Below are 25,851 nucleotides of genomic sequence, written 5' to 3' on the forward strand. Positions count from 1 at the left end.
CGCGATTCATGAGTGGTCCCCCTCAGAGACCCGTGAATCACAATCCCGCCGTCAGAGGAACCCCTTTTATGGGTCCCGACCCTAGTTCAATCACCAAATGCGCGCTGCCGGAACCCAACGAGTCGTAACTTCAGCCGAGGTGTACTAGTGCTTTCCCCCTCGATTACTTCCTGACAGCCGAATAGCCCTGTCAAGCCGTCGCGCAACCGACGCGTCAATGCCTTCGTGAGCCGCCCCTACGGAGAAGTCATTCCCCAGGCGGTATTTGCTTCCGGCCTCCAATGTCAACCTATTGTGCCGACACTTCGTGTCCGCTTTGTCGGGACCTCGACAGGCTTGTTGGCCACTTTGTGGTTGGCCGAGACTAAGTGACTGAATGGGACCATAATATTCCGTCCTACGCTGATGAGCTAAATCGGCACGAGGTTTGCGTCGATCGTTCCGAGGCTTCACATATCGGGCACTTCCTGCCCTCGACCAAACGCTGCAGTCGCCCGTCGGGTGGTGGGTCTATAGCTGAAGGAGGACCTGCAAATGAGGAAAATCGTCGCCGCCAAGTTGCACGGCATCACCGTAACCGGAGCAGATTTGAACTACCACGGTTCAATAACTCTGGACCCGGATCATTGCAGCGAGGCAGGCATTCTTCCGTTGGAGTTCGTTGAGATATGGAATAAAGCGACTGGCGCGCGGATCAGTACGTATGTGATTTACGGTGAGAGGGGGTCTGGTTGCTGTGTGCTGAACGGAGCCGCTGCTCGCACCTGCCAGATCGGCGATGAGATAATCGTTTGCTCCTCCGCATATATTAGCGAGCATCAGATCGCAGAGATCAAGCCGCGGGTGCTCACGTTCGACAGGGACAATTCTGTGCGCGACCGCATGTTCTACGATGTTGAGATCAGTCAAGATGGAACGAAGACGTTCGCCGTTCGCGACGGTTCTCCTGGCGGAATCGTCTAAGCGTCGAGTCAGGTTGAGCGCCGATAGCGTCTGCGCAGGCAGCAGGTGAATGGGGGTCGGTCCCGTCAACAACTGCTTTTCCATTCCAGGGCGAAGCTCGTTCCGAAGGGAATCTTTGTTTAAGGGGTGGTCATTCATGGCGGTCGTGCGTCGAGCAGTCAGGTTGTTCGGCAGAAGAGGACTTATCATTTTCAGAGCCGGTTTTTCGGTGGGCCCTGCCATTTACTAGACTAGCAGTCTCGCGTCAGGGCCTCAGCCAAGACGCAACACCCTGTCTTCGAAGGAACAATCACAATGGCTAAATTGATCCAGATAAAAGAACAGCCGGACGACTCGGACCGGCAAGCCATCTTGGACCAATTAGATATCTATAACGAAAGCATGGGCGCTGTTTACGACCCCAAGGCCTTTGCTGTCCTCATCAAGGATCCCGGAAGCGGCCAAACCACGGGTGGACTTTGGGCAAGGGGCTACTATGACTGGGTGTACATCGAATTGATATTTGTACCCAAGGAATTGCGGGGTCGGAAAATCGGCGCGCGGCTAGTAAGGTCTGCAGAGCGTTGGGCTCTTCGCAGCGGATGTGTCGGCGTGTGGCTAGACACTTTCGAGTTTCAGGCGCCAGCATTCTATCAGTCTCTCGGATACGAGACGTTTGGTCACCTGTCTAATTATCCACGAGGATCCCGGCGATATTTCCTGCGGAAGGAATTCCCTGAGAGCGAGTGTCGGGGGCGTTCGATCGTGCCCACTGACGTGGTGTAGCTGACTGGCATTTGGTCGCCGTGCTCTCTGGCATGGGGCCGGATGACGCGCCCGCTCACTCATGTGGGAGAAGCCGAGCTTGTGCCCACCGGTCGACAAGACTATCGGGGCCGGCCGCGTTGAAGCGATGCACCCAGTCGCGTAGCGTCTGGCGATCCGTCCGGCCGATCCGCGCCGCATCGGTCCGGCTCATACCGTCCAGGACCGCCGCGATCGACAACAGTCGGCTGCTCTGGCACATTGAGTTCCGGGCAAGATGAGCGAAGCTCCCCTGGCGAAAGGTGTTAGCGGTCGTCAAGAAGTGCGCATAAACGGTGCCATGTGCTGTTTGGGGGTAAGCGCTATTTTCGCTGCACGTTGACGCGGGGGCTTTCGACGGATGGCCTTCGAATCGGGAACGGTATCTGGTCTGATCAGGCTGCTGTTGCTTTGGCGAAGTTGAAGGGCAGCAGGTCGTCGATATCAGTATCGACAGCGCGTTGAGGCAACTCGGTGAGGACGTGGCGCAGCCACGCTAACGGCTCGACGCCACAGGCGCGGCAGGTCAACGTCAGGCTGTAGATGACGGCGCTGGCCCTGGCTCCGTCGACGGTATCGCTGAACAGCCAACTTTTCCGGCCAGTGGCAAAGATTCTGATGTCACGCTCGAGAAGATTGTTGTCGATCGGTCCTCGGTGTAACGCGTCAGATATCCCCATTGGTTCAGGGTGTAGGAGACGGCGTCGCCGAGCTTGCTGTCCGGCAAGACTTTTAGGGCGATGTCGTCGAGCCATGCCTTGAGAGCCTGGAGGATCGGGACACTATGTTGCTGGCGGAAGCGGCGAATGCAGTCATCCCGCGTTTCGCCGTCATCGGGGATTTCGTTCCGCGCCTGCCTTTCAACCCGATAGAGCTGTTCGAAGAACCGGAGCGCCTGTTCCGGCGGGCCGCCGCCTTTCTTCCTCGCCTTTAGGGCATCGACGAAGCGCCGCCTCGAATGGGCCATGCAGCCAAGATGCGTTGCTCCTTCCAGCGTGCGCCAGGCGGATACCGTCGCTCATCACGATGCCGCGGTAGTCGCCCAAGAAGGTCTGCGGGTGTATCTGGCCGCGACCCGGCTGATAATCGAGCAGCACGATCGGCTCGTCACTGTCGTGGCCGCTCCGGTATGCCCACATGTACGAGGTGCTGGTGGCCTCTCTGTCCATTTCCTTCAGCACCTGGACCGTGGTCTCGTCGCCATGGATGAGGGGCTGCGATCTGAGCCGCAGCTTCAGACCTCATAGATGCGGGCGAGATGCTTTTCGCTCGAGCCGATCACCCAGTGACCCAGAGCGCCACGGCTGACAGGAACGCCCTGCGCGCTCGAAGGCCTGCGCCAGGCGGTAGAGCGGTGTGCCGTCGACGTATTTGTGAACGAGCGCGAAGGCCAGCGTCGAGGCCGTGGCGATGCTGCCCGGCAAGGGTTGCGCGGGCATCGGCGCGGTCACGACCGGCGTGTTGATGCCGGTACGGTCGCAATGACGGCAAGCATACTTGAACCGCACATTCTGCAGAACCTTCGCCTTCACCTCGATATGAAGTTGCTCGGTAACGGCCTCGCCCATGCGATGCATCTGGTGACGGCAGCAAGGACAAGTCTTCTGGGCGTCGGGAAGGTCATACTCAACACGCTCGCGCGGCAGGTTTTCCGGCAAGGCCCTGCGGCCGCGCTTCTTTCCCGTCGCCCCTTCGCTCGCCGGCAAGCCCGTCCGCCCAGTGTGAACATGACCCAGCGCTCCGATTACCGCTGCCAACGCATCCACATCACCGCATTCCAGCGTCAACGTCACGCCGTTCGGCAGCGACGCGCTCACCTTGGCTGGAGAGGAAAAAGGCGCTGTCCTTTTCGATGCCGACCTACGTGCCCCATCGCAAGTCCCCGGCAAATCCACCGCAGCCATGCTGCTCTGTCGCAGCAAGGCCCGATCGGAAGTGCTTTCAATCTGAACCGGGATGAACGCCGATGGTGGGGGCTGTGGGAGGGACTGGGTCTCCGCGCGCCTCTTTATCCACTTCCGAAGAAGGTTCGCATTGACCCCATGTTCGAGCGCAAGCCTCGATACCGACACGCCAGGCTCAAGGCAGGCCAAGACAAGACGGTCCTTCGATGCGGGGTCGTATCGGCGTCGCCCGTCCCTACCGACAAGCCTCACCCGCAGTTTCTGCTCATCTTCGTCCATCACCTGGTGTCCACCTATTTTGGTGGACACCTGCATGCATCAGAGCACTCAACAGCAAAAGGTGCGGGGAAATTCGCGCTTGCGTTTGGGGTTTCCTGTGAGAGAGGTAGGGGCTGCTGATTGGGTTTAGTCAGTTGGGGCCTGTTGGCTCTGGATCTCCTGCTGGATGTCGATGGCGTAGCATGACCAGATCTTGTCGCGCAGCTCGGTGAGGAGCTCGAAGACGGCGAGCGCCTGGTCGGGTGTCCATGGCGTTGGGATGTCTAGCGGGAAGAAGAGCGGCAAGCCTGGTTTTGCAGGTGCTGTCATGGCTTTGCCGGCCTTCTTTGGACGGCGCGCTGTTCGGAGCGTTCGGGCGTCTTTGAGACGGTAGGATTGGCCTTCGATGGCGATCACCTCGGCATTGTGGACGAGACGATCGACCATGGACACGACGCAGGCTGCGTTGGGAAAGACCTCGTGCCAGTCGGCGAAGTTTCGATTTGTGGTGACGAGAGTGCTCTTGGTCTCATAGCGTCGGCTGATGAGCTCGAACAGCAGGTCGGCGTGGCGGTTGGTATAGGACAGGTATCCGACCTCGTCGATTACGAGAAGCGTGGGGGCGGCGTAATGTGCCAGACGCCGGCGCAGGGCGGAGGCACTGTCGATGGCGGCCAGATCACCGAGAAGCTGTCCGGCGCGTGTAAACAGGGCGTTGTGGCCATTCAGGACAGCATGGTAGGCGATTGTTCCGGGCGAATGTTGACTTGCCGACGCCGTTGGGTCCGATAAGGACGGCGTTGCCGGCGTCGCGATAAAGGCGAGCCTCATCAGAGCCTCGATGGCCTGTCGGTCGCATCGGGTCGGAAAGGACCAGTCGAAGTCGCAGAGCGGCTTGAACCGACCGATCTTGGCGTCCTTCAACCGCCGGTCTTGACTGCGCCTGGCGCGCTCGTCCTCTTCCCAGTCGAGGAGCGTAAGCGCCCATCCGGCTTGAGTGGCGTCCTGCCAGTGGGCCACAAGCCCGTGCAGATGCAGGCGCGCGGCGCGGTCACGCCCGTCTTGCGGATCAGGAGTGGTCATCGGGGGTTTCCTTGAGTTGGTCGTAGAGGTCTAGCCTAGCCTAGCCTAGGCGGGCGGGCCTGACGGGACTGTCCTTGTCCTGCACATGCTGAGGCAGCGCGACATGCAGCAACGGGGGTTGGCGCCGCCGTTCACGTCGGCGCTCAAGGATCAACTGCACAGCGTTGGGATGGGGCGCTGGCCCTTCGAGTGCCAGGACCTCCAGGATCCCGGCCTGAAGCTCATTGGCTCCGTAGTGCTCGAGCAGTCGGTTCAGTCCGATGACGGCAGAGTGCAAGGAGTGACCGTTCTGAGCGGCTGTGATTTTTCATGGAATGAGGACCCTGTTTGAGGGGTGATTTTCGTCCACCTTTTGCGCGAAACAACAGGGTCCCGATTCCGTGGTCATTGACACGCCTGGCAACATCCCGTCGCCGCTCGGCACGCGCAACACACGCGCAACCACCGGCACAATAGATCTGTCCACGGTCGCAACATCTAGATCAGTGTTTGAGCCCGGCAACAAGGAAGAAGCGCCCGGTATCCTCTTCTGCCACCCTGTGGCGGTGTCCATGACGTGGACGCGAGGTGTCATCTGCGCCATAATAGCCCGGCATTCGTGTTCCGCACGGTGTAGGGTGCGGCGCCGGGTAAACTTGCAAGGTTGGGTCGGCGCCGCGCCTGCTTTAACGACCTGGGAAAAGATTAAAGCACGCGCTGCGGCTCCGCCAGCGCCCCACGCGCTTCACCGAAAAAGCATCGGCGAAAAATTTTCCCGGACCCCGCCCCCGCAGCTTCGCTACGCGCGGTCCGCGCTACGCTGCGCTGCGGGGGCGAGGTCCCCTATGCGATCCCGCGGAACCCTGTATCTCCCTGCTGGCACCATTTATGCGCACTTCCTGACGACCGTTCACAAAAGGTCCGTCCGCAACTTTCACCGCCGATCCAATCGCCGAATCTCCTTCGGCAACAGGGAATTCCCGCGCGCAAATCTGCCAAAATCACAAAAGAGTCAGCAGCCAAGACCGTCGTGAGACCTGTGTGCGGGACGCGCATTGCATTGATTTGTTGGTTTTGTCGGCAGATCAGGACATGGGCGGGAAGATATCAAGGCCAATGTCGTTGGCTGTGGCTTTCGGCGTTCTTGTGGGAGCGCCAGCGGTGTTTTTACCCGCTATCCAGCCATAGCGATGACCTTCAAACTACGTTTCATATCGTAGGCGATGGCAGTGAGGCGAATTTGAACGCCTGCCTTGGCAAGCCCTCGCCATCGCATCCGGCGAAGACCATAGCTTCGTTTCCATGTGCCGAAGATTTTCTCGATGCGACCACGAATGCGGTGGATCGGTTGGTTCCAAGCCTCAAGACGTGCCCGTATTTCGGCTTCGTCCCGACCCCACATGCCGGTGGCGACACACGAGGGGTCCCGCCCTTTGCCCGCACTGCGTCGCCGAAATGATTGCCTCGATAGGCGCTGTCGGCAAACACCTCGCCGGGATCTGCCGTCGTTAATGTTGGCGGGCGTGATCGCAATCTCCTCGACCAAAGCAGTATCGGCGTCGGCACCCACATGGGCTTTGAAGCCATGGACTGCTGGTCGGCCCTTATGCTGACCCAATGGCCTTCGTCATCATTCTCACTGCCCGAGGCATTGTCGCATCGACAAGCGTGCCAGTCTTAACCCGGATCGCTTTGGCCTTGAGCTGGCGGGTGATCTCGTCGAACAGAGTCCTGTCCAGACCATGGCCGCAAGGGCTTTTCGAAAACGCACGAAAGCCGTCCGCTCTGGTGTAGGCTCCCAAGCCGAGAACCCGCAGAACCGCCGGAACGATCCTCTGTCGTCCAACGCCTCGGCAAGCTTCACGTCCGACAGATCGTATCAGATCGACAGCAGCATCGCCTTGAACAAGGCCGTTGGCGGCCAGGCGGGCTCGCCCTTGGCCGCGCAGGAATCACGGCCAGGTGGCGCTCGATCGACGCCCAGTCAATCTGTCTGGCAAGCTCGTCCAAAGACGAATGTCGGCCGCCATCAACGGCGAAACCGAACTTTTCCTGACCTATGCGCCGACGTGATCGAGGGAATCACAGATCAATGCGCCGGTCCAGCCACCCGCGCACAGGTCTCATTATTCCTTAACGACAATCGCCACTTATCGTTTCGCCGCGGCTTGCCTCGAGGCGCTGCGGCTAACGGTGGATGACTGTTACTGTTCGACAAGCTTGGGGGTTATCGACCAGTGAATTAAACCGGCGGCACGCTGAAGTATCGTTTCCGTCTGGGCAAGACTGGGTGAAACCGCGAGGATATGTCCAATGCAGTCTCGGTAATCGCCCCTTCTGACGATCGGCATCATGGGTTGAACATACAATTTGATCTCCATAACACCCGATACAGCAGCAGCCCGATCGTCGCCTTTGATCCAATCAAGGGTGCCTTCGTGATCAGGAATTAAGAATCGCGCAGCGGCAGACCGCGAATGCCTTCTGCGTAAATCGCATTCCTGCCCGATAACGAGCTTGAGGTGCTCCGTGATGAGGTCAATACCGTAAGCCAGACGGACCAATTGCGGCTCAAGCGCGCCAGCAAGGCGCGGATTGACTTCGATGACGATCGGGCCATGCTTCGTCCACCGAAGTTCTATGTTCGTTGGCCCCCAGTTAAGGCCCAGAGCTCGCAAACAGCTCAACGAAACGTCGGAAATACGTTTATATGCATCAGCACTCAGCGGAGCCGGAAAGTTCGTCTGCCGGAACACGAAATGCGGTGGTGCGCCGAAGTCAGCGGCGACAATCCCAACGACCTGATTTTCCATGATCTCGACGCTATAGAAGGGGCCTTGTGCGAACTCTTCAACCAGTATTTTCGGCGAAGATCGCCATACGTGCTTCCCGCCCAACAGATGTGTAACATGTTCGACTAGCTCATCGACGTCGCAGCACAATCGGACACCACTGCTGCCGCTGCCAACGGTCGGCTTGACAATCACCGGCAGCCCGATCTGCGCAGCACAGCTTTCCGCCTCCGCCGCATCCGCTACTAAGCGATAAGCTGGCACTGGAACACCGGAGTGGGCGAGGAGCTGACGTTGAGTCAGTTTATCGCAGGATCGTTCAATAGACACGGGGTCCGGTCCCGGCAAATCGAAGTGCCGGCAGAGTTTTGCAACTGTGGCAGACGTGGACTCGTCGAAGTCCGCAAATCCAGTAATGCCGGCAATGTCATAGGTCGCACGTAGCCCCGAACATTCGCGGATCAGTGAATCGAGGTCATTTCTGTCGACACGGATTGCATTAACCTGTTCCGCCGCAAGATAGTCGTAGCAGCCTGGATCTGACACCAAGTTAACTGCGTGAAGTCCGAGGCGGTTAGCCGCCTGCACATATGGCAGACCACTAGTGTTATGACCTTCAATCAGGATGAGCGCTCGTCTTCTTGCCATTAGCGTTTTCCTCAGTAAGATCAATGTGGCGGCCTAAACCTACATCGGTCGCGCTTCTTTAGCCAACCTTGCCATGACTCTGAGGGTGATCGTACCAGTGTCAGTTATTTGCGGGTGTGAAGAATTCATGAATATTCTAGAATATCCTTTTAACACTGATATTTTTTCCGCTTATTGTAGCGCTCCCCCTTACCAACATGACAGGCGATAAATAATGGAGCGTACCTTGGATTAAATCGAGGCGAATCGAGCCATTTATCGTCAATCACTCGGCCGGAGGGTTCGAAACCGTTGTGGCGATGGAGATATCATCGCGCCACACGCAATGAACCTGCACAATTCCCTTCTGTTCGCACACCTTGATCCCGAGATAAACGGCGAGGCGATTGAGCGTGACGGTTTTCGCGGACATCAGCGATGCGTCGCGCGTTTTGAAACATCAACTGCATGCCCAACCTCATACGCCTCACCATCTGGTCGACAAGGCCGAGCCGGGCAACGTCGGTTGGTTGCGATTTGGTGAAAGTGGAAGGTGACGCGACTGTTATAATCAGAGCGGGAGTAGTAGCTGGCCCGAAAGCATCGTGTCGATCCATCTCTTCAAATGATCGAGGCAAGTTTTTTGACCCGACGAAGCCCGACAGAGCGCCAGCCGAACGGCGCTTACTGGTTCGCACACCAAATTGAATACTGTGCCTCCTCGTTGATCACCTTGTCCCTATATCCGATCGAGCTATGATGGATTTTGGGTGACGGGGGTTGATCAAGCCGCGCTTTGCGGCTTCATTTCGATGACTGCTGATCCATCCTGGAACCTGGCACCTGCGAGCAGTTTCGGCAACTGATTTTGACCCTTCAATCGACGCCAGGATTTGGCGGCGGCCATGACGAGCTTGAAGACCATCAGCCTGGCGGTCTTCGACGACAGGGATCCCTTTGTGCGCACCGTTCGGTGGCGAACGGTGGCAAAGAGGCTCTCGACGTTCGCAGATGATCCCAGTGTTCGGCGGGGAAATCGTAGAACGCCAGCAACGTCTCGCGATCCTTCTTCAGGCAGTCGACCGCCTTGTTGTACTTCGCGCCGTATTTCTCGGCGAACACATCGATCGCCATTTCGGCTGCTGAGCGTGTCGGCGCGCCGTAAATCTCGCGCAAATCCGTCTTCATGTCGGCCTGCACCGAGAGCGGCACCTTGTTCAGGACGTTGGCGGTCTTGTGCACCCAGCAGCGTTGGTGCCTGGTGCCGGGAAAGACCTCGTCGAGCGCCTTCCAGAAGCCAAGCGCGCCATCGCCGACGGCAATATCGGGCGCGATCTTCAGGCCACGCCGCTTCACGTCGACCAGCAGCTCGCGCCAGCTTTGCGCACTCTCGCGAACGCCGGTCTGGAAACCGACGAGTTCCTTTTTGCCCTCGGGCGTGGCGCCGATCAGGACCAGCATGCATTCGGCTTGGTCTTCCATCCGCGCCTGCAGGTAGACCCCGTCCGCCCACACATAGACATAGCGGCGCGCCGAAAGATCGCGCTTTTGCCAACGCTCGTAATCGGCGTTCCACTCCGCCGTCAGCCGCGTGATCACCGAGGGTGAAAGGTTCGGCGCGTCCTTGCCCACAAGCGCACTCAGCGCTTCCTGAAAATCGCCCGTCGAAACACCGCGCAGGTAGAGAACGGGAAGCAACGCATCCAGACTTCGCGTCCGACGCGCCCATTTCGGCAGGATCGATGAGGCGAACCGGACCCGATCAACCTCGCCATTCGCGCCGCGATCCCGGATCTTCACCCGGCTGACTTGCACCGGACCGATGCCCGTCTGGATGCTCCGCTCCGGGCCGTGACCATGGCGGACAATCCGGTCACGGCCATCGGCAAGCTTGAACTTGAGATCCCGCATCTCGGCAAGAAACGTCTCGGCCTCGATCTCAATCGCCTGCGCCAGCAATTTGCGCGCCCCGGTGCGAAGCACATCCGTCAGGGGATCATCAAACTCGTCAGGCTGACGAAGACGCAAGACATTGGTAGTCTCATTCATGGCGTATCGCTCTCCTTGAGAGGTTCTGGCAGGCTTCATCACCCGCCTCGATACGCCGCTCTCCTCAAACCGTCATCACCCAGTTTCCGCCATAGCTCTATCCGATCTTCCAGGTGGTTTAGCGCCTATCAGTTCTTTCACCCTCCCTTTGCAGTGCACCTCGGCGTGCGCCCAGCGTTCCGATATCTCGGCGCATTTCAGCTCCATGTCCCGAAAATGCGTTTTTGCTACGGAAAGCTGGTCATCGGTTGATCGTCTTCCGGGTCCTCCTCCGAACTGCAGAGCATCCCTGCACTCTTCAAGACTCGCCGGGAACACGCCAGCGAGTTGGCTGGCAAGCTTGCTTCGGCGCTGTGTGGCGCAGCTATCCTGAGACAGGCGCTGGGCGATCTCGCCAATTTGTGTGTGGGCCTCCCTGAAAGGGATGCCTCGCGACGCCATCCGTTCGGCGGCGATGGCCGTCATTGATGACCCGTCTTCGAGATGATCGCGGATCGACCTCACGTTGAACGACATGTACTTCACGATAAGCGATGTGAGGATGATGGCCCTCTGCAGGGCCTCCTCTGAAAGCCTGAGAGGAGAGCAGCCGTAGTTGCTTACTTCAATCGAGTTGCTGAAAGGCGCTTTGCAGGTAGCCGTTGCCGCAGAGACGTATGCGCCAATTACGGTGCTTGCCGACCCCTTGATGTGTTCAAGCAGGAACGGGTTCTTCTTTTGCGGCAGCATGGAAGAGCCGCCGGCAAGATTTCGGGGAACATCGATGAGAGCGAACTCGCGTGTTGTCCAGACCTGCAGATCCTGGGCCACACGACTGAGCAAGGTTGAGATGCTAGCAAAGATTGAAAGCCCGTGCAGGTGATGGTCGCGGCTCGCGACCGCATCAAGAGAGTTGAACGACGGCTCTTCAAATCCTAGAAGACTTGCGGTTTTCGAAGGATCAATCGGCATACTGGTGCCTCCGCCGGCACCAGCTCCCATAGGGCAGTTCCTGATGTCTTCCAGAAGGCTATGGAGGCGCTGGCGCTCGCGCCCCAGAGCGAAAAAGACGCCAAGCAGATAGTGCCCTGGCGATCCGGGGAGTGCGATCTGGTACTGACTGTACAACGGAGCCACAAGGCTCGATGCTTCCTCCACTCGCTGAAGCAGGGCACCTTGTGCAATTCCTATCTGTTGAGAGATGGAAGACGCGGCTTCCCGAAGGACCAGAAGAGAAATGGTCGCGTTCAAGTCGTTACGGGATCTCGCAAGGTGCAGCCAGCCGGCCTTTTCCGGGCCAGCTCTGGTGGCAAGTTCGGCCTCATAAGCAAGATAGAGCCCACGCGGAGCCTCGCGGCCCTCCAAAGACTGAAAGCCCTCGTCCTGAAGGTTCAAGATGTGCTTGAGGAGATCGGCAGCGGCTGCCTGGCTGACCAAGCCCTGGTCTGCCAGCATGACCAGATGTGCTTCGTCTACGGCCGCCTGGTGCTGCAGAAGGCGGCCATCGCGCGAGATATCTATAGGCGGGGCGAGCAACTTCATCGCTTCGGGATGCAGGGTCCACCTGCCCTCGCTCGACCCAGGGTCTTGCTTGTCCGATTCGCCAGCGGCCGTCTCGATATCGATCACAATGGAATCGATCATCCGATCAGCTGCCGCGGCGGCGGCATCGAGTTCATCAGCGACGGCGACCGCATAGGCTACTCTGTCTCTGAAGTCGCCCTTTATTTGAACGTCGCCTCCCTCAGATTTCAGTAGCCCCGCCTCGGGCACGGTCGGGTCTGGATTTCGAGAAAAGCTGAGGCGTTTGAGCTTGCCGGACGTGTGAGCAAGTCGGAAGCGGATGGCTCCCGCCCTTGCGCTCGCGCGTGGAGGCGTGAACCCTTCTCCCGCGTAAAGTCTAATCACCATGTCAAGGATTGACGTTCCCAGGGCGTGGGAGAGCATCACTGGAATCATTCCTCCAGCCAGCCTGGGATTGACCTCGATGATGACGGGGCCCGACTCCGTTATCACGAACTCCACATGAGCCGGTCCGAAATTCAGGCCCAGGGCCGACACCGCGCCTGCGGCAAAAGAAGCCAATTCCTTGAGGGATGGCTCCGGTAGCGGGGCCGGGAAGTCGTGCCCTACCTCGACGAAGCAGGGAGCCGGCCCTTTGTGCTTGGCAAGAATTCCAAGACAATGCAGCGTCCCATCGTACGCAATTATCTCTGCAGAGTATTCCTTACCCTCGACATATTGCTGGATGAGGATGTCGGGACTGGGCAGATCCACTTGATCGAGCAGTGCACCCCTTGCACTCTCGAACGCCTTGATGGCGGCTGCGGCACTGTCGCACAACCTCACGCCGCTACTACCACTGCCGGACACTGGCTTGACGACCACCGGCAGAGTGGCTTGGGCAAGTATATTCTCGACGTCGCTGGCGGAAGTGGCCAGCCGAGTTTCAGGGACCCTGATTGATTGTCGCCGCAATTCGGCCGCCTGCTTCCATTTGTTGCGGCATGTGGCGATGGCCTCCGAATTCGCTGCTGGTAGCCCCATCGCCGTCGCGACACGTGACGCTGCTTCCACAAAATAATCCGACGACGAGTATATACCTGCCAGCCTGCCTAATTTGGCGGCGACCCCGATGAGTTCATCCGGGCTGCGGGTCTCAGCTTCGATCACTTGGGCGACCGAGTCCTTAAGAGATGGATAGCGCGCAGGATCGCGCGTGACGAGGTAGGGCTCAAAGCCTAGGAGTCGGGCCCGGTTTATCAACAGTTCGCCAGTGCCCGTCGTGTTGCTTTCCACGAAAAGGAAGCTACCTCGGTTCATCATGACGCGTCCTCCAGAACGTTTAGGACAGCTTCCCGGCTTCTCCGCTTCCAGAGATATCGGTTCCATGGCGGGAGAGCGGTCGAAGGGTGATTTTCGGTTGCCGGCTCGTCCAGCAGAACACCTGCATGTAGACATCCGTTCTGCTTAAGCCACCCGTGGTCGTAAACGGCTTCGACGTAGCGGTGGCCTTCATCAGGACATATGACGACTACGGTCTCTCCTGGATACTGTCGAGCGCGCCAACACCCGACGATGTAGCTTGCTCCGGAGGTCGGACCGGCGAAAACGGCGTACCGCTCGTGGAGGGTTCGCGTTGCAGCAAATGCGAGCGGAGCCGAGACGAGATGCACCTCGTCATATAGTTCATGCCTCACGTTCTTGGGGACAAGACTGTTCCCCAGCCCCCGCAGTTTCCGTTCGCCATCCTGTTGGCCAAAAATGACGCTATTGAAAGTGTCCACTCCAATAAGGCGCGCGCCAGGGGCTTTTTGGCGGAGGCGCTCGATCGTTCCGCAAGTAGAGCCGCCTGATCCCACAGAACCGACCAACGTTACGTCGGCGTCCAACATCTCCGATATCTGATCGGCGAAGAGCTTATAGGCTGCGGGGTTGTCGGGTGTTTCGTATTGCCGGGGCCAGAAACAGGAGCGGCCCAACTGTCTCATCCTGGCATGTAATGCGTCGAGGCGGCTTGTTTGATAACCACCCTGCTTCGCCTTTTCAGTTATTATGAAGGCTTTGGCCCCCAAGGAGATCAACCTGTTTTCGAGGCCTTTGTCCATCACGGGGTCCGTGAAGATTTCAAGCTGGAATCCACGTTCCCGGCAAACTACGGCCAAACCCAGTGCGAAGGTTCCGCTCGAGGTCTCGAGAACTTTCATGCCGTGCGTCAAAGTCCCTCGAGCCAGGGCCTGCTCAATGATGTACTTGGCAGGGAGAAGCTTCATGAACGCGAACTGCGCTACATAGAGGTTTGTCTCACACCTAATAATGCTGGGGAGAACATAGGCATCGGAATAGCTGGAGAATGGCAGACGTTTGCGAACAGCGTCCATATGGCTTACCTCACCGGCGGCCAGTCACAGGGTCAGATATATTTTTGGCGAGTTGTCGTGCGGCGATACATGCGCCAGCACGGACCTAAGCTTTCGTGGAAAGTCAGACGCCATTCGATCAAGCAGGATTCCAATCATTGTGCCGCTGTGCGCGACTATGACCCCGAGAGCGTCAACGGCCTCGGATGCTTTCAGCGTCGGGTTTAGATGCTCCTTTGGAGCCCGCTCCTGATGCAGGAGCGCGCTGGCCATAGCTATTCTGCCTATCGTGGCCGTGTCCCCCCGCGGAATTGCTATCCGTGCGCGGTCGAGTAATTGGTGATATTCTGCTCTGCGACTGGTGGGGATTTCACCTCGCCGTTGATCATAGTCGACGGTTTCGATGGTCCCTCTTTCATCGATACCAACGATTGCAAGCGGCGGCATTTGACCTAGGAAGGAGAGAAGGCTACATGCTCGCTGCTGATATGCGACCACTCCTGGGTACATCACCCCGTCGGATGGCTCTATCTCCGCCATTAGCTTCTCAATCAATGATGTCCGGACTCTCCGCTTGAAGCAGCAGGCGATTGACCGTGCAGCCGCAACAAGATCCGCAGACGAACTCGCCAGCCCTTTGCCTTCGGGGAGCTCGGATTGCAAAAGGAGGCTTCCTCCTGAGACACCGAGAGCAATCACGAGATTCTCAGCTAGTCGTTTTGCCTTGAGTTTATGTGGTGGATAAACGGTTACGGATCGTGTGCCTGCAATCGGCATAAAGTGAGCTCGCGCAAAGACCGCGATGGGCATCGTGACCAAGAAGTGAGGATCGCCGGGAAGGGAGCCGGTCGGCAACTGGCCTTGGAGCAGCTCGCCGAATGTGCCGCAACAAAGAGCCTCGCCATAATGAATTCCTGGCTGTTGTCCATCCTCGGCGATAAGCTCAGCCGTGCCTCCGAACGTCTGGTGGCACATGTATGGCATCCAAACTGCATCGGCGGCGGCTTCTAGAAATTCTGTAGTCGTGACGCTCCCCCTGCTTCCTGCAGGGTCGATGGAATAGGTGTAATGCTGGATCGGCATATCACTTCCCCAAAAACGTGCGCTGTCATTCGATTTGCTGCCAGGAGATGAGACTTGGATCATCGGAGTGCGGGTCGTTTTTCATTTGGATACTTTCAAGTACCTAGGTGCCTAACTGTTTGGCCTCAGACTTTGGGGTGAACGTACCATTGGCAGTGATTTGCGGTTGCAAAGATTCTATGAAATTACTTGTAGTATCTGTTGCACCCCTGATTGCCGGCGGCGCCGTATGGAACGTCTCAGCGAGTTGGCGACGTTCAAGGGACACCGGTTTGAGCATTCAGTGATCCTGCTTTGCATACGCTGGTATCTGGCAGTCCGGCGGGATCGTTGGGCCCCCACGTACATCGCGGATCATCCGCGACAGATGCCCGGCATCGACGTCATGCCCCGCCCAGATCACGGCGTCGCCCAAGACGCTCTCGATGCAAGCCTCCGCCGCGTGGTTCCGCGCCGGCTCTTCCATCGCAAGCGCCGCAAAGCCGGTGGCCGAGGCCATGCCTTAAGGCAACGCGAGCCGTGCCTTCCGATTAGGCCGCTCGGGCCAGTCATAGACCTGGCAGCGGCGGGCCCCGTGCCTGCGTGCCACCTCGGCCATCCGCGCGCAGGGCCGAAGACTCTCCACGAGAGCCGCGCCTCGTCGAACGCTGGGTCGTGTCCATCAGGTGGTGTAGCTCGGCGGTTACGAAGCCGCTCGCGAGCGCGCCGTTAGTAGCGCTGTAGCGAGTGAGCGGCGTTTCGGTGGTCATCGGCGCTTTCCGGTAGGGTTTGGTTGTTGACGCCAACCCATTTCGGAAGGACCACCGATGACCGACGACCGCATGCTTGGCCGCAAGACGCTGGAAGTCGAGATTCTGCGCGAGGCCCTCTCGAAAGCTCACTCAAAAAAACAGATCTCGCGGCCGATCTTGTTGCCGAAGGACGGTTCCCGATGAAGACGGTGGCCGACACTCTGGGTGTTTCCCGCGCCAATTTGGCCGAACGACTGAAGGGCAAGTCGAAGCCGCGTGGTCCCTATCGCAAGGCCGAGGATGCTGAATTGCTGTCAGCCATTCGCAGGCTGGTCGATGCACGACCGACCTATGGCTATCGGCGGATCGCCGCCCTTCTCAACCGGGAAAGGCGAGCCGCCGATCAGGCGCCCGTCAACGCCAAGCGTATCCACCGCATCATGGGCAACTACGCCATGCTCGTGGAGAAACACACCGCCGTTCGCAAGGGCCGTGTCCATGATGGCAAGGTCATGGTCATGCGCTCGAACCTGTGCTGGTGCTCCGACGGTTTGGAGTTTGCCTGCTGGAAGGCGAGCTGATCCGGCTCGCCTTCATCATAGATGCCTTCGACAGGGAGATCATCGCCTGGGCGGCTGTCGCCAACGCCGGAATATCCGGCTCCGATGTCCGCGATATGATGCTGGAGGCCGTCGAGAAACGCTTCGGCGCAACCCGGGCGCCACACGCCATCGAGCACCTTTCCGACAACGGCTCGGCCTACACCGCAAGGGACACGAGACTGTTCGCCCAGGCCCTGAACCTTGTGCCGTGCTTCACACCCGTCGCCAGCCCCAGTCAACGGCATGTCAGAAGCCTTCGTCAAAACCCTCAAGCGGGACTACGTCCGCATCTCACCCCTTCCGGATGCCGAAACCGCACTCCGGCAGATCGACGGATGGATCGACGATTATAACGAAATCCATCCACACTCCGCGCTCAAGATGGCTTCCCCTCGGCAGTTCATCAGGGCTATCTCAACCTAAGCCGACTGTCCGGTGAAACGGGGAGCACTCCACAGGGTCTGCCGCCCCTTGCCTTTTATCTCGTAGAGCGCCTGTTCCCAACTGCGGCGGATGCCGGTATCGCATCCCTGGTCGACCAGGCACACCTCTGCACCCATGATGCCGCTCAGGAGAATATTGCCGACCCGGTCGTAGACGGCATCCTCATGGGGGTACCCAGCTCTCTTGAACCAGTAGACATTTCATGCCGATCTTGGCGGCGACCGCGGCGACCATGCGCGTATGGTTGGACTGCACACGGCCGACGGTGACGAGCGTATCGGCATCTGACGCGATCGCGTCGGGAATGATGTATTCGAGCTTGCGGAGCTTGTTTCCGCCGAACGCCAGACCGGAGTTGCAGTCCTCGCTTGGCGTAGATTTCCATCTTGCCCCCGGATGCTTGGAGAGGCGGTCGAGCTTCTCGATGGGCGTGGGTCGAAAGGTGAGCGGATAGCGTTCGAAGTTTTCCAGCATTTTCTCTTCGGCAACACGCGATTGAGCTGAATTAGCCATTCACTGTCATTCTAGAGGCATCTTTGATTTGACCTCGTCTGCGTTATCCGGCGCCAGAAGAGTCCCATTACCATTTCCAGCGCCTTGTTCGTCATTGAGAATTGCGACCGCACGCCGACGTGCTGCGAGAGGCTACCAATGCGTATGGCATTCAAGAACTGCATCTCCTGGATTAACTAGAATGATCGGATTGCGGTCACCATCGACTCTCAATCACCGTATTCGTTCTAATATCTGCTCAATGTTTATGGTTGGTCCAAAGTGGCGCCAAATTGAGCACTGATCTTGTCATGGCGCCTCAAGACAGCAGCAGAGATATGGCCAGCATTTGATCGCGCTGGAGCAAATCTGCGGATTCATTCGGCACCTCATCAAGGTCTGGCGGCTCGGATCCAACTTCCTTGCAACTGTCGAAATGCTCAGCCCTTTGGCCAGCTCGGCTAACGCAGCCAGACCGCCAGATCAGAAAGAGCACGCTTGCGAAATACGCCAGCTGAAGGAGCAGCGAACATGTCAGCGTCGTGACGACCACTGTGCCGATGGAATGAGAAGCGAAGTAGACAGTCAGTGCGGTGCTGCACAGCACCAGCCCCAGGACGCGACAAAAGATTCTAAAGGGCACGCCGTTCTCCTGGTTTTGTCTCCTCAGATCATGCTGCGACCTGGTCGGCCGCAACATGGGTCTGGCAGTTCTTCGGGCAGACGCGGCCGCAGGCTCCACAGCCAATGCAGCGGCCGGCATGGTCGACGACCATGATCATGCGATTGAGCTCGCCGTCGAAATCGTCATCCTCGTCGTCGGAGGCGCCGAGGATTTCACCCGCGTCATCGACGCCGTAAAGATGCATGACCTCGCGCGAGCAGACTTTGAAACAGCGGCCGCAGCCGATGCAGGTCGTGCCGTCTATAGCGGTGAGATATTCCGGCACCCATCCGGAGCCGTCGCGGGTGGTGAATGTGCTCGTCATCATAACTTCTTCATTGCAGCGAGCTCTCTCTTGGCACGATCCAACTCGGCAAAAACTGCCGACGTTTCCTCGGCAACTTCCTCTATCTCCGTCCATTTTCCCGGGAGATCCTCTGCAAGGTCGCGCAATTTCATCTTGGCAATACCCGCGCGCAGCTGAAGCTTACGGACTTTCTTCCCCATCTCATCTAGGTTTGACATAGATCCTTCCTCGAAATCGGTTTCATCACGCCGGCGCCACGCCGGGATAGGCTTCAATGGCTGCTGTCGCATCGTCGACCAGTTTCGTACCGGCCTCAGCGAGCTTCCTGAACGTCTCGAAGCCGAACCGGTGGATGTCTCGACAGAGCGACCAACCGCCCGGCCGTGACAAGCAATCGTCCGAAGCCCCCATGGGTTTCATCTCAATGATTGGCGGTGTCATCGGGCCGGAGCGCTCCTCGATCGCGAGCCCGGCAGCGGTGTAATATGTCGAGCCTCCACAGCACGTCCGGCTCGGGATCGCCGATGATGGGGATCGCGCGGCGCTGTTTTCTGGTGACGATGAAGTCGGCCAGCAGCTCGGCGTCCGATTTGCCGTCCCATGAGCCTTAGGACTCCTGAGCACGGATCAGCCGCACGAGGCATTTGACGAACGGGGTGTCAAGGGCCGCCTCGTCCTCGTTGACAGCAGGGCTGACCGCGGCTTCAGGAATTTCATATTCTCCTCATTGCAGTCCTCTTCCTCGATGGACCATTTCCTTTTTCGGAGACGCCTACTTCGGGCAGACTTGCGCAGCCGACGCCCGGCTCGGGGCGGCCGATTCCACCCAATTGACGTTCCTGTTGCCGACCTTGGACGCGTCCTCGACTGTGAGGTCTTCCACCACGGCCAGAATTCGCGTCGAACATCACTTCCGCCGCGATGCGGCCGCAGGTCATCGCAAGATACGAACCTCGAACCTGCTGCAACCGATCCGCCCTGTGCTGCATGCCTGCTTGCCGCCGCCACGCCAGGTAAATCGATGAACCGGCCAGTAAACATTCCGACCACCCCCCTTCTTAAGTATTCTTCTCGCCCGGCCGCGCTTTGGCACCTCCGTGAAGCTTGTTTTGCGGAGCCGCACAGAGAGCGCCGTTACAAACCTTCCCGCCTCTGTAGTTGGCCAGGGCCTGCAGCAAATCCGAAGGTGCTCTCTCAGTTCGTCCGGGATAGGCTGCGGACAGTCCAGCGACTTCAGTGTCAATTCGACCAACTCGATCGCGCGATCGTTGTTGCCGTTATCGTGATAGTACCGGGCGACAGCCGGATAAGACCGGTACTTAGGGCTGTCGCCTTGCGGGGGATTCAGTGCCAGAATGTGTTCGGACAGTTCCTTGCCCATCGCGAAGCGCTCGGCAGGGGGAAGGCGCGAATAGTCATTAGCCGGGTGGAAAAGTTGGTCTAGCGCCGAAACCATCCAGTCCTCGGAGTTTTTGTCGATCGCGTCGCGAACCAATTGGCGCATTACGGGCAAGCCGGTCCACATGTCTTGAATTTTGTGAAGCACCAGATGCGCATGAGCCAGGCGAAAATTGATGTCGTCGGGCATCAAGGCGATGCCCTCTTCGGTCGCCCAGAGCGCCGTCTTCCAATCTTCTAACTTCACCGCCGCCCAGAATCTGTCATCGATCGGCTGCTTCAACGCTTGTTCGCGCGCTATGGGTTCGCTTGTGGCGATCCGCTCCGTATCGGCGGCTTTAGCTTTATCGCTGATGCGCCAGCTGCCGTTAAGCACTTTCGGCAAAACCTCATCGAGTTGGCTCGGATGACCGATAAAGGCGATGTGGCCGTCTCGGTCGACCACGAACGAGGTCGGAATCCCAACAGAAAAGCTGGGTTCCCTCCAAGGCTTCTTCATTTCACCTGTGTAGTCGAACGCGATCCGAAAGTTCAGATGCGAGCACTTTTCGGTCAACCACGCGTCCAACTTGGTTCGAGCCTCAGTGGCCGTTGGAGTGTCTTCATCAGCCGCGACGCCGACGACCTCAAGTCCGCCGTTCATGTATTTTTCCTGGAGCCGCATCAGATCGAGCATCTCCGCGATGCATAGTTCGCACCAAGTTGCCCAAAATTCGACGATATAGACTTTGCCGGGCTGGAAGTTCGCAAGGCGCTCGCCACGCAGCCAGTCCTCCACTTTGATCGAAGGAGCCGGTGCCCCCATCTGCAATACCACGTTGCTCTCCAAAGCTGTTGCCAAAGGTTGGGTGACCTTATGCGCGAGCTTGTTCCCCCTTTGAGACGGGGCACGAGGGTTCAAGGAAGGGAGAGCATCGCTCGTCTTGCGCATCTACGTGCAGTCAGCCTTCACTCAGTGTTGCTGACTCTCAAGTCGCAAAGACCGTGCCAACGCGCTCAGCGCGCAGTAAACGCTGGATTACACTTAAAAAACCTCCGGGTGCCCAAGATAGCCGGTTGTATTGGACGCGACATGTTTTCTGCCACTGTCAGGTCTTGGACACGCATCACGCGCTTCGTCGCCAGAGAAGCGTGGCCACGGACGACCCGACATATATTCGGGCTGACGGACGAGCAGATGGACATCATGACTGCGTTGACTGCCGCCAGGCTCGTCATCATCGGTCGCTCAGGTGGTAGCGGAACGCCATTGCGATTGCAGGGGCCGCTCCCTCCGAGCATCGCCTCTGCCCTACCTCTTCCGCTTGCGATTGAATTCCTGGCTGGCGACGCAGGAGTTCTTCACGACGAAGCCGGTCATCTCCGCGCATACGATGCCGCTACGGGTCCGAACTCGGCCTGCCGCGCTGAACGACTCTCTTTGACCTGACGCCGACCTGCGCCGTTGTTCGTGGCTGCAGTGAGGACTGCCCATACCTCTGCCCGGCCGTTGGTCTCAGCATCACGGACCAACTCGGGCGAGCAGAACCACCCCCGCGCGCGCGTCAGAGGCGTGCGCGGATGTTCTCGGGCGCGCGTGCAGATTGGCTCCGAGAAGCTTCGCGAAGCTTGCACGTTTGCCGCGATCTTTCTCCGACTTGGCATCAGGATAGTGACCGGGTGAGTAGAGCTTCGAACAGCGTCGGTGCTGCTTTGGAATCCGTCAGCGGGCCAAAAACAGCGGCAATGGCGGCTTCCCAACTATCCATCTCGTCACGCCACCGAAGAGCCGCTCACGCAGTCGGCGACTGCCATAGGCACCCATGACAATCATGTTGGCAGACGTGTCGATTGCGTGCTGCGCGAGTATCATGGCCACCGGTTTGCCGGCGCTCGCCAGCAGGTCAACCGAGACCCGAGCACCGTGCCGAGTGAGATAGGTAGCGATGTCGGCCCCCGGCTCGGCGCCGCTTCCGGTGCAGGTCGCCTCATGATCGACGAGGGCAATACGAACTTCCTCAGCACCGGCTAGCAGATGCAGCGCTTCGCGAACCGAACGGGACGCCTCGACTCGCGAATCCCAGCCGACCAGCACGCGCCGTGGCGACAGAGTCGCCTCAGCGCCCTCCGGCACGACAAGCACCGGCTTTCCGGTGTCGAACAGGCTGCCGTTGATAACAAGGGGACCGACGTTAATGTCGTTGAGAAGTGCGGGGCCGACGATTGTCAGGTCGTTGCAGAGCGCCCGCGCTCGCACTGCGTCACCGACGCTGGCCTGATCGCAGTTGACAACATCGACATCATAGCACCGCCACGTGGCTCTCAGCAGTTTGTGAATTTCCCTGGATATTTTTTCCAGACTGGCCGCGTCCTGTGAAAATCTCTCGATTTGGCTGTACCGTTGTTCCAGTGCGGCAATGGCGTGCGCGCGTTGTCTAGGCCACTCGGAGGTGCCATCGCTTAGCGGCGGAGGCGACATAACGAGAGGCGGAGGCGACAAAATCAGGACGGACAAATGTGCGCCGACCTCGGCGCACAAGCGAGCAGCTATTGCGACGTCCTGATCGGAATGGTCAGCTCCCGTCACACTGAGTATTTTCTTGAAGGCCATCTGACTGCTTCCCCCTGAGATGTCGGGCCCGTAGCGCGTTTCGAACCGCAAGACTTGCCTTCCAACGAAGACGGAGAGTGGCACACCATCCGTTCGCGATTCAGTCGTCCAGCTTCTCGAGCGAGTAGCCGGCAGACCTGACAGTACGAATGACGCTACCTGGCGAGGCCGCCTTCAGCGCCTTTCTGATCCGGCTGATATGGACGTCGACAGTGCGTTCACCGACATGGATATTGTCCGGCCAGGCCGCGTCGATCAGCTCGTCTCGGCTGAAGACCTTGCCGGGAGCCTCAAGAAATTGCCGCAGCAGGTTGAATTCGAGAGGTCCGAGGTGGATGTCGTGGCCATTGCCGCGAACTCGGTGGGCATCGAGCTTCATCTCAAGGCTGCCGCAGCAGAGCCAGCTGCCATTTTCGATCCCGTTTGAACCCGGCTTCGGTAGCGCCAGCTTCGTGCGTAGATAGTCGAGCAGCATCGCCGGCGTGAAGGGCCGCACAAAGCTCTCGTCAATACCTGCCTTCAAGAGATCGAGCTGCTGGTTTTCGGCGCCGGGCGCGATCAGCGCAATAACCAGCAGGCCTCTGTTCCGGAACTCCGCCTTGAGCTGGGCACAGATGGTAGACCCTGTCGAGCTTGCCGGCTGGCAGTCCAGCACCACGGCCTGCGGCTCCCGTTCACTGGCTAATGCCAGCGCTTCCTCCACGCTTCTGGCCAGTTCAATCCTGAAGCCATCCACCCCCAGAATGTGGCTGTAGTACAGATACAACTCCGCATCTTGCGAACAGATCAGTACCCCTGGCTTCATCAGCGCTACCCCAAGAACCATATCGGCCTGGACCGCCTCAATTGAGAGGGCTGGCCACCGCATGTCCTCAAGACCTGACATGATCCCCTCGATCGAAAGTCGGTTGCATCACGCCCGCGCCACCTCGGGATGAGCCTCAATGGCTGCGGTGGCATCGCCGGCCAGTTTGGTACCGGCCGCGGCGAGCTTCCAGAACGTCTCGAAACCGAACCGGTGGACGTCGCGCAGGGTCTTTGACAGAACGACCAACCGCCCGGCTGTGAAGAGCACGCGCCCGAAGCCCTCATGGCTCATCTCCATCATCGGCGATGCCATCAGGCCCGTGCGCTCCTCAATCGCAAGCCCGACGGCGGTGTAGAACTTATCGAGCCTCCACAGCACGTCCGGATCGGGATCGCCGATGATTGGAATTGCACGGCGCTGTTCCCTGGTGATGATGAAGTCGCCCAGCAGCTCGGGGTCCGATTTGCCTTCCCATGACCCGTGGGAATCATTGGCACGGATCAACCGCACGAGGCATTTGACGAACGGGGTGGCAAGGGCCGCCTCGTCCTCGGTGGCGGCAGGGCTAACAGCGGCTTCAAACATTTCGGCTACTCCTCAATTCAGTCCTCGTCCTGGAAGGAGGGTTTCTGTTCAGCGACACCTGCCTGCGCCAGCACCTTGCGCAGCCAAGGGGGAGGACACGTCCTGAGCATCATCTGCGTGCGCAACAACGCCTCTTGGATGGTCTGGGGCTGCGGCACTTTGATCGGATGGATCTTTGCGGAAACAAGTTTGGCTGCCGAAGGTCCGCCGATCGCCAGACAAAACAGCAAATGGCAGCCCTTCAGCGCCTCCACCTTCGGGGTGATGCGGTCATCGCCCTCGGTTCGGTGCTTCCCGCTCTCGTCGGAAACGTCATCGAAGGCCACGGCTTCCACGAGATTCCACTCCTCGCGCGTCACGTCGTAGACAGCAAAGCGCCTGGCCGACCCGAAATGGGCGTTGAGGTTCTTCATGTCCTGCGTGGCGATCGCCACGCGCAATGCGCCGGCTTGGCGTTCCGGCGTCGGTGCGTGAACCTCGTCAGTGACGAGCGAGAGGCGACGAACGGAGCTCATCTGGCATTTCTCGCTTACGGAGTGGATCAAGCGCCTGAGGCGTCGGCGCGTGCCGGTTGGCTTCAAAAATGTTGGCGACCTCGAAGATTAGGTCGCGGGTTCCTTGGTAGAGGATTGTGAGCTTGTGCTGGCTGCCGAGCCGGTCGAAGATCGGGAAGCCGACCCGCATGAGCGGAATGCCGAGGCGCTGCGCCGCCTGGCGGCCATGGGAATGGGTGACGAGAAGATCAGCGCCGGCGCCAAGAGCTTCCAAATCGCCGAGATCGCCGATCTGAACCGACTGCGCCGGTACTTCCTCCAAAATGTTCGACATGTCGGTCGTGGTGACCGCCGCCGCGATTTCGGAGCCCATGCCGATGAAGAAGCTCGCGAGTTGGTAGAGTTGGTCTGGTTCAGCAGCGATCGCAATTTTCTTGCCTCCAAAATGGAAATGTCCGTCGAGCAACGCGTCCTGCAACTGCGCCCGGCGACGGCGCACCCCGGCCGGCGCTGCCGCGCCCGAAACTGCGGACAGCAGCGAGACGAACCGGTCGGCGTCCTTCAGTCCAGTCAGCGACCGGAACAGCACGTAAGGCACGCCGGTCAACCTCTGCAGCAGCTCGGCCGGGCGGCGCATATGCTCACCGATGACGATGCATTGCTCGGCCGTGCCAAGCTCACGGATATCCTCGACACTGGTGCCGCCATAGGTGGTCGTGACCCAGCGGTCGGGCACCGTACCGTCGAGCGAGCCGGAGATGTCCGGCAGAATTACCGGTTTGAGTCCAAAGCTTTCAATCATCTCACGCAAATGCTCGATATCAGCCACAGTGAGGTTCCAGCCAGGCAGGATCACGATCTTGTTGGACTGCCGCGTCTGCTCGCCGGGCCGCGTAATCCTTTCGATCATCGCGGTGACAGCCTTGGCCCAGCCCTCTTCGATCGCGCCGTCGAAATCCGGTGTGTTGGCTAGCACCACCTCCGTACCCGCGAGCTCTTCCCTGCGCTTCAGCCTGATATTGGCGATATCGCCTGCGCAGTCTTCGCCCCGGGTTTCCACCAGCGCCGTCGTGCAGACCCCGATCAGTGTTGGCCTTGTGCGGGCCTTGAGGTTGAGGATCGCCTGTTCCAGATGGTCCGCCCCGCCCAGGATCGTCGCCACCTCGTCCATCGCCGTCGTCTGCAAGGGGATGGCTTCCTTGAAATGCCGCACGAAGAGCACGAGGGCGAAGCTGGTGCAGCCCTGGCTGCCGTGGAACAACGGCATCGCGCCGTCGACGCCAAGAAAGGCCAAGGCGGCACCCAAGGGCTGCGATGACTTCAGCGGATTGACCGCCGCCGCTTTGGTCTGGGGAAGGATGCGGACCATCGGCTCT

21 protein-coding genes and 6 pseudogenes are annotated in these 25,851 nt (G+C 59.0%); 3 read left to right on the forward strand and 24 right to left on the reverse strand.

Annotated features, from left to right (window positions below; translation table 11 throughout):
- The first annotated feature begins 534 nt into the window (after positions 1 to 534).
- On the forward strand, positions 535 to 963 hold the full coding sequence (gene panD / locus NKJ67_RS14620; RefSeq protein ID WP_352581768.1) for an aspartate 1-decarboxylase: 429 nt from the start codon (positions 535 to 537) through the stop codon (positions 961 to 963).
- Positions 964 to 1,257: 294 nt separating this feature from the next.
- A complete protein-coding gene (locus NKJ67_RS14625; protein ID WP_352581769.1) occupies positions 1,258 to 1,728 on the forward strand; it encodes a GNAT family N-acetyltransferase in 471 nt (156 codons plus the stop codon).
- An 82-nt stretch (positions 1,729 to 1,810) separates the two neighbouring features.
- Here the strand turns inward: NKJ67_RS14625 and NKJ67_RS35130 are convergent.
- The 12 genes and pseudogenes from NKJ67_RS35130 to NKJ67_RS14685 form a co-directional block, all read right to left on the reverse strand.
- Positions 1,811 to 1,954: pseudogene (locus NKJ67_RS35130) on the reverse strand (helix-turn-helix domain-containing protein); the annotation flags it as partial.
- 187 nt (positions 1,955 to 2,141) lie between these two features.
- Positions 2,142 to 3,458, reverse strand: a pseudogene (gene tnpC / locus NKJ67_RS14635) (IS66 family transposase); the annotation flags it as partial.
- Positions 3,459 to 3,929 (reverse strand): annotated as a pseudogene (gene tnpA, locus NKJ67_RS14640) (IS66-like element accessory protein TnpA); the annotation flags it as partial. It lies immediately after the preceding pseudogene.
- Positions 3,930 to 4,055: 126 nt separating this feature from the next.
- A complete protein-coding gene (locus NKJ67_RS14645; RefSeq protein WP_352581771.1) occupies positions 4,056 to 4,991 on the reverse strand; it encodes an ATP-binding protein in 936 nt (311 codons plus the stop codon).
- A 1,153-nt stretch (positions 4,992 to 6,144) separates the two neighbouring features.
- Positions 6,145 to 6,372: a transposase gene (locus NKJ67_RS14650; RefSeq protein WP_352581772.1), complete on the reverse strand. Its 228-nt coding sequence runs from the start codon at positions 6,370 to 6,372 to the stop codon at positions 6,145 to 6,147.
- Positions 6,373 to 6,606: 234 nt separating this feature from the next.
- Positions 6,607 to 6,834, reverse strand: coding sequence for a transposase (locus tag NKJ67_RS14655; protein WP_352581773.1), 228 nt, complete (start codon positions 6,832 to 6,834; stop codon positions 6,607 to 6,609).
- Positions 6,835 to 7,174: 340 nt separating this feature from the next.
- Positions 7,175 to 8,410 carry an ATP-grasp domain-containing protein gene (locus tag NKJ67_RS14660; RefSeq protein WP_352581774.1) on the reverse strand — a complete coding sequence of 412 codons (1,236 nt, stop codon included), beginning with the start codon at positions 8,408 to 8,410 and terminating at the stop codon, positions 7,175 to 7,177.
- A 265-nt stretch (positions 8,411 to 8,675) separates the two neighbouring features.
- The gene (locus tag NKJ67_RS14665; RefSeq protein ID WP_352581775.1) at positions 8,676 to 8,822 is read right to left on the reverse strand and encodes a hypothetical protein; all 147 of its coding nucleotides are present in this window, start codon (positions 8,820 to 8,822) and stop codon (positions 8,676 to 8,678) included.
- 351 nt (positions 8,823 to 9,173) lie between these two features.
- A pseudogene (locus NKJ67_RS14670) lies at positions 9,174 to 10,438 on the reverse strand (IS256 family transposase).
- A gap of 75 nt (positions 10,439 to 10,513) precedes the next feature.
- Entirely contained in the window at positions 10,514 to 13,243 is a 2,730-nt protein-coding gene (locus NKJ67_RS14675) for a lyase family protein (protein ID WP_352581776.1), read from the reverse strand.
- Positions 13,240 to 14,298, reverse strand: a complete 1,059-nt coding sequence (locus NKJ67_RS14680) for a cysteine synthase family protein (RefSeq protein WP_352581777.1) — start codon at positions 14,296 to 14,298, stop codon at positions 13,240 to 13,242. Before NKJ67_RS14680 ends, NKJ67_RS14675 begins: the two co-directional genes overlap by 4 nt.
- A gap of 24 nt (positions 14,299 to 14,322) precedes the next feature.
- Positions 14,323 to 15,423, reverse strand: coding sequence for a GHMP family kinase ATP-binding protein (locus NKJ67_RS14685; protein ID WP_352581778.1), 1,101 nt, complete (start codon positions 15,421 to 15,423; stop codon positions 14,323 to 14,325).
- 752 nt (positions 15,424 to 16,175) lie between these two features.
- On the opposite strand from NKJ67_RS14685, the pseudogene NKJ67_RS14690 reads away from it, so the two are divergent.
- Positions 16,176 to 17,116, forward strand: a pseudogene (locus NKJ67_RS14690) (IS3 family transposase); the annotation flags it as partial.
- Here the strand turns inward: NKJ67_RS14690 and NKJ67_RS35135 are convergent.
- The 12 genes and pseudogenes from NKJ67_RS35135 to nifN form a co-directional block, all read right to left on the reverse strand.
- Complete coding sequence (locus tag NKJ67_RS35135) at positions 17,113 to 17,253, reverse strand: hypothetical protein (RefSeq protein ID WP_502905216.1); 141 nt, start codon at positions 17,251 to 17,253, stop codon at positions 17,113 to 17,115. The pseudogene NKJ67_RS14690 and the gene NKJ67_RS35135 sit on opposite strands and share 4 nt — an antisense overlap.
- A 46-nt stretch (positions 17,254 to 17,299) precedes the next feature.
- On the reverse strand, positions 17,300 to 17,650 hold the full coding sequence (locus tag NKJ67_RS14695; protein ID WP_502905217.1) for a pyridoxal-phosphate dependent enzyme: 351 nt from the start codon (positions 17,648 to 17,650) through the stop codon (positions 17,300 to 17,302).
- Positions 17,651 to 17,948: 298 nt separating this feature from the next.
- Complete coding sequence (locus tag NKJ67_RS14700) at positions 17,949 to 18,272, reverse strand: exopolysaccharide production repressor protein (protein ID WP_352581779.1); 324 nt, start codon at positions 18,270 to 18,272, stop codon at positions 17,949 to 17,951.
- Positions 18,273 to 18,300: 28 nt separating this feature from the next.
- On the reverse strand, positions 18,301 to 18,618 hold the full coding sequence (gene fdxB / locus NKJ67_RS14705) for a ferredoxin III, nif-specific (RefSeq protein WP_352581780.1): 318 nt from the start codon (positions 18,616 to 18,618) through the stop codon (positions 18,301 to 18,303).
- Positions 18,618 to 18,818, reverse strand: coding sequence for a CCE_0567 family metalloprotein (locus NKJ67_RS14710; RefSeq protein ID WP_352581781.1), 201 nt, complete (start codon positions 18,816 to 18,818; stop codon positions 18,618 to 18,620). The genes fdxB and NKJ67_RS14710 overlap by 1 nt, the downstream gene beginning before the upstream one ends.
- A 25-nt stretch (positions 18,819 to 18,843) precedes the next feature.
- Positions 18,844 to 19,177, reverse strand: a pseudogene (locus NKJ67_RS14715) (DUF269 domain-containing protein).
- A gap of 357 nt (positions 19,178 to 19,534) precedes the next feature.
- Positions 19,535 to 20,815: a TlpA disulfide reductase family protein gene (locus NKJ67_RS14720; protein ID WP_502905219.1), complete on the reverse strand. Its 1,281-nt coding sequence runs from the start codon at positions 20,813 to 20,815 to the stop codon at positions 19,535 to 19,537.
- A gap of 885 nt (positions 20,816 to 21,700) precedes the next feature.
- The gene (locus NKJ67_RS14725; RefSeq protein WP_352581782.1) at positions 21,701 to 22,588 is read right to left on the reverse strand and encodes a universal stress protein; all 888 of its coding nucleotides are present in this window, start codon (positions 22,586 to 22,588) and stop codon (positions 21,701 to 21,703) included.
- A gap of 100 nt (positions 22,589 to 22,688) precedes the next feature.
- Complete coding sequence (locus NKJ67_RS14730; RefSeq protein WP_352545596.1) at positions 22,689 to 23,474, reverse strand: response regulator transcription factor; 786 nt, start codon at positions 23,472 to 23,474, stop codon at positions 22,689 to 22,691.
- A gap of 27 nt (positions 23,475 to 23,501) precedes the next feature.
- Positions 23,502 to 23,981, reverse strand: a complete 480-nt coding sequence (locus NKJ67_RS14735; RefSeq protein WP_286461356.1) for a NifX-associated nitrogen fixation protein — start codon at positions 23,979 to 23,981, stop codon at positions 23,502 to 23,504.
- A 17-nt stretch (positions 23,982 to 23,998) separates the two neighbouring features.
- On the reverse strand, positions 23,999 to 24,496 hold the full coding sequence (gene nifX / locus NKJ67_RS14740; protein ID WP_352581783.1) for a nitrogen fixation protein NifX: 498 nt from the start codon (positions 24,494 to 24,496) through the stop codon (positions 23,999 to 24,001).
- Positions 24,462 to 25,844: a nitrogenase iron-molybdenum cofactor biosynthesis protein NifN gene (gene nifN / locus NKJ67_RS14745; protein WP_352581784.1), complete on the reverse strand. Its 1,383-nt coding sequence runs from the start codon at positions 25,842 to 25,844 to the stop codon at positions 24,462 to 24,464. Before nifN ends, nifX begins: the two co-directional genes overlap by 35 nt.
- Positions 25,845 to 25,851 lie beyond the last annotated feature (7 nt).

It is taken from the genome of Mesorhizobium sp. M0088 (assembly GCF_040322895.1).
Lineage (GTDB): Bacteria > Pseudomonadota > Alphaproteobacteria > Rhizobiales > Rhizobiaceae > Mesorhizobium.

Bases quoted from the DNA above. Each gene is read 5' to 3' on its own strand.
- NKJ67_RS14625 (WP_352581769.1), top strand. From the start codon at position 1,258: ATGGCTAAATTGATCCAGATAAAAGAACAGCCGGACGACTCGGACCGG.
- nifX (WP_352581783.1), bottom strand. From the start codon at position 24,496: ATGAGCTCCGTTCGTCGCCTCTCGCTCGTCACTGACGAGGTTCACGCA.
- NKJ67_RS14695 (WP_502905217.1), bottom strand. From the start codon at position 17,650: ATGGCTAATTCAGCTCAATCGCGTGTTGCCGAAGAGAAAATGCTGGAA.
- NKJ67_RS14645 (WP_352581771.1), bottom strand. From the start codon at position 4,991: ATGACCACTCCTGATCCGCAAGACGGGCGTGACCGCGCCGCGCGCCTG.
- NKJ67_RS14685 (WP_352581778.1), bottom strand. From the start codon at position 15,423: ATGATCCAAGTCTCATCTCCTGGCAGCAAATCGAATGACAGCGCACGT.
- NKJ67_RS14725 (WP_352581782.1), bottom strand. From the start codon at position 22,588: ATGGCCTTCAAGAAAATACTCAGTGTGACGGGAGCTGACCATTCCGAT.
- fdxB (WP_352581780.1), bottom strand. From the start codon at position 18,618: ATGACGAGCACATTCACCACCCGCGACGGCTCCGGATGGGTGCCGGAA.
- NKJ67_RS35135 (WP_502905216.1), bottom strand. From the start codon at position 17,253: ATGGGTGCAGAGGTGTGCCTGGTCGACCAGGGATGCGATACCGGCATC.
- NKJ67_RS14735 (WP_286461356.1), bottom strand. From the start codon at position 23,981: ATGTTTGAAGCCGCTGTTAGCCCTGCCGCCACCGAGGACGAGGCGGCC.
- NKJ67_RS14650 (WP_352581772.1), bottom strand. From the start codon at position 6,372: ATGTGGGGTCGGGACGAAGCCGAAATACGGGCACGTCTTGAGGCTTGG.
- NKJ67_RS14675 (WP_352581776.1), bottom strand. From the start codon at position 13,243: ATGATGAACCGAGGTAGCTTCCTTTTCGTGGAAAGCAACACGACGGGC.
- NKJ67_RS14680 (WP_352581777.1), bottom strand. From the start codon at position 14,298: ATGGACGCTGTTCGCAAACGTCTGCCATTCTCCAGCTATTCCGATGCC.
- NKJ67_RS14710 (WP_352581781.1), bottom strand. From the start codon at position 18,818: ATGTCAAACCTAGATGAGATGGGGAAGAAAGTCCGTAAGCTTCAGCTG.
- NKJ67_RS14665 (WP_352581775.1), bottom strand. From the start codon at position 8,822: ATGTCCGCGAAAACCGTCACGCTCAATCGCCTCGCCGTTTATCTCGGG.
- NKJ67_RS14660 (WP_352581774.1), bottom strand. From the start codon at position 8,410: ATGGCAAGAAGACGAGCGCTCATCCTGATTGAAGGTCATAACACTAGT.
- nifN (WP_352581784.1), bottom strand. From the start codon at position 25,844: ATGGTCCGCATCCTTCCCCAGACCAAAGCGGCGGCGGTCAATCCGCTG.
- NKJ67_RS14730 (WP_352545596.1), bottom strand. From the start codon at position 23,474: ATGTCAGGTCTTGAGGACATGCGGTGGCCAGCCCTCTCAATTGAGGCG.
- panD (WP_352581768.1), top strand. From the start codon at position 535: ATGAGGAAAATCGTCGCCGCCAAGTTGCACGGCATCACCGTAACCGGA.